4 protein-coding genes are annotated in these 2,838 nt (G+C 58.6%); 1 reads left to right on the forward strand and 3 read right to left on the reverse strand.

What is annotated here, in order from left to right:
* The coding region (locus tag HUK84_RS14220) for an oxidoreductase (protein ID WP_176640876.1) at positions 1-917 on the reverse strand (917 nt) is incomplete at its 3' end.
* An 87-nt stretch (positions 918-1,004) separates the two neighbouring features.
* Positions 1,005-1,241 (reverse strand): hypothetical protein, encoded by a 237-nt coding sequence (locus HUK84_RS14225; RefSeq protein ID WP_176640877.1) that lies wholly within the window; start codon positions 1,239-1,241, stop codon positions 1,005-1,007.
* 482 nt (positions 1,242-1,723) lie between these two features.
* On the opposite strand from HUK84_RS14225, the gene HUK84_RS14230 reads away from it, so the two are divergent.
* Positions 1,724-2,335: a LysE family translocator gene (locus tag HUK84_RS14230; protein WP_176640878.1), complete on the forward strand. Its 612-nt coding sequence runs from the start codon at positions 1,724-1,726 to the stop codon at positions 2,333-2,335.
* Positions 2,336-2,478: 143 nt separating this feature from the next.
* Here HUK84_RS14230 and HUK84_RS23800 read toward each other — a convergent pair whose 3' ends face one another.
* On the reverse strand, positions 2,479-2,739 hold the full coding sequence (locus HUK84_RS23800) for an EamA family transporter (RefSeq protein WP_176640879.1): 261 nt from the start codon (positions 2,737-2,739) through the stop codon (positions 2,479-2,481).
* Positions 2,740-2,838 lie beyond the last annotated feature (99 nt).

Raw genomic sequence — 2,838 nt, forward strand, 5'->3', positions numbered from 1 at the left:
ATCTCGGCATAGATCCGTCGCTGGTCGCCGGCATGGGCCGGCAGGTGCCGCACCGTGCCGTCGCCGGCATACACGACCAGCGGATCGGCATCCTCGCCCCATCCGGCATCGCCCGGCCGCATCCCGGCCAGCAATTGCGCTTCCTGCCGGTCGGCCGCCTGCTTCACCAGGCTTCCCCCCGTGCCATGCACGACGAACCGGGCCGAACCGCCGGCGACCAGCATCCCGGCATGCAGGATCACCCTCCGCTCGCCGTACAGCAGCACGACATGCGCCCAGTCATCCGTCAGCGCTCCGTCGCGCTGGCGCGCCAGCGAGGCGACGACCCGGTCGGGCAGGCCGAACAGCAGCAGCGCCTGGTCGATCAGATGCGGACCGAGATCGAACCAGATGCCGCCGCCCGGCACGTCGCGCTCGCGCCAGCGATCGCGGACCTGCGGACGAAACCGGTCGATCCTGGATTCGAAATGCGTCACCCGGCCGATCACGCCGTCCGCCATCGCCGCGCGCACGCTCAGAAAATCGCTGTCCCAGCGCCTGTTGTGGAACACGCACAGCAGGCGCTCCGTACGGCCGGCCAGGTCGACCAACGCCCGCGCTTCGCCGAGATCGAGCGCGAACGGCTTGTCGACGACCACATGCTTGCCGGCCCGCAGCGCGGCACGCGCCAGCGGGGCATGGGTCTCGTTCGGCGTGGCGATCACGACAAGGTCGATCGCCTCATCGGCCAGCAGCGCCTCGGCCGTCGGACGGACGCCAACCCCCGGCAGATCGGCACGCACGGCATCGGGATGGCGCGAAACGACCGCATCCAGCGACAGCCCCTCCACGGCACCGATCAACGGCGCATGAAAAGTCCTGCCGGCAAAACCATAGCCGATCAGGCCGACACGGACAGGTTTGGCAAGCTGCTGCATCACGATGATCCCAGAATTGCGTCAGGCGCGGCGCCGCGCCGCCAGGATGTCATGCATGATCTCTTTTGAAAGCCTGACCTGCAAGGACTACGGAACGCCGGACTTCAGATACATAAGCCCGAACACCACGCCCAGCCCGCCCATAAAGACAAAATGATTATAAGGCTCGGGAAAAACCAGCGAAAGAAGGATGACGGCGGAAATCGACGTTACGGTAAAGAGCCACCCTTTCAGGTTCAACGGCCTCGATATGCCGTTGCCGACCCTGATTCTAAACCAGGGTTCACCACCAAACATCCAGAACCAAAGGGTGCCACGTAACATTCACGACCTCGGGACGCGTTCCGTTCTCCCGTCATTCACGCCATGGAGACCCATGAATTCAAGTGAAATTTAAAGCGAACGGGTCACGGTCTCGCGCATACAGCGCGTTGGCCGTTTCAAAATGAGCCGACCTGCCATCGCTGTCGAGTGGACTTGCCATATGGAAACAGCCCCGCACCGTTGTGAGCGGCGGAAAATCGCACAGTAGTTGCCGCCACTCGCCCCCCGGTCGTGACGACATGGAGGATCGCTAATGCGCGGCCAGATCCGTAGTCCAAGGCCCCCCTGCCTCCCCCCCCGGGCATCAGCAGTTCTATCAAGGCCCATTCCGTATCCCGCAGATCACTTGCATAGTCCAGGTCGTCGTGCCGATACTTTGTATGGCCATCGTTATCTCAACGGATTGTCGCAAACTCATAAATTGCAACCATCTGAATTTACTAAGCTTATTTCCGATCTATCTCTAACGATACGAGGAACGTATGACATTTTCGGCGCTCATGATTTTCTGCGCAGCGTTAATCATTAACGCCGGATCTCCGGGGCCGAGCGTTGCAGCTCTCGTCTCGCGCGTTCTAACGAATGGATTCCGCGATGTTTTCCCGTTTTTGGCCGCGATGTGGTTAGGCGAAGCCATTTGGCTCACGCTCGCCGTTACGGGCCTTTCCGCTCTCGCCCAATCTTTCGACACCGTTTTTATTGCCCTGAAATATGCCGGTGTGGCTTACCTCCTGTATCTTGCGTGGAGCATGTGGAATGCGCCAGTTGAAATCAAGGAAGACGAAGCACCAAGACGGCACCATCCCCTCAAAATGTTCGGCGCTGGAATGATCGTGACGTTAGGTAATCCGAAAATTATGGTGTTCTACGTCGCTCTTCTTCCGACCATTATTGATGTCGGCCACGTGACGACCGGTGGATGGGCCGCCCTGACAGGCACCCTCGTCACCGTTCTGGCCGCGATCGACCTCACTTGGTCCTTTATAGCCGTCCGTGCGCGTCGCCTTTTGAGGAATCCCAAAGCAATGCAGGTCGCAAATCGCACAAGCGCCGGAATGATGACCGGCGCTGCAGTTGCAATCGCTACGAAATGACGAAGGGTTTCTCGCTTTAGAGGAGGTCCCCCGATTCGGCCAGCCGGAGGGGGCTGATTTTAGCTCTATACTCGGGAAAATCTTGGGTCTGACCCTGCGAGATACAATTCCGCACGTCAAAACTCAGGATGTGGCGTCGCCAATCACGCGCGAGCTTGCGATTTTCTAACCAGTATGACACCGGATATGATCAGAATTAAACCTATCCAGATCGTAGACTTCACGTCTTCGCCCAATAGAAACCAACCAAAGAACAGTCCCAAGGGCGGAACAAGATAATTATTCAACGCAGCGAAGGTCGCGCCGGCAACATGAATAAGCCGAAAATACACGACATAGGCAAGGGCGGTATTGAAAAAGCCTAATGATACAAGACAAGCGATCTCCCTCCCCTCACAACCCATCAGTTTTTATGGGGTCTGGATTGACGTGCTGAATCTGGCTGTGATTCAAGGATTCTGCCCTTGTGAGGAGCGGATTTGGCATGACCCCGGCTATTGTGG

The organism is Nguyenibacter vanlangensis (genome assembly GCF_013376155.1).
GTDB classification, from domain to species: domain Bacteria; phylum Pseudomonadota; class Alphaproteobacteria; order Acetobacterales; family Acetobacteraceae; genus Gluconacetobacter; species Gluconacetobacter vanlangensis.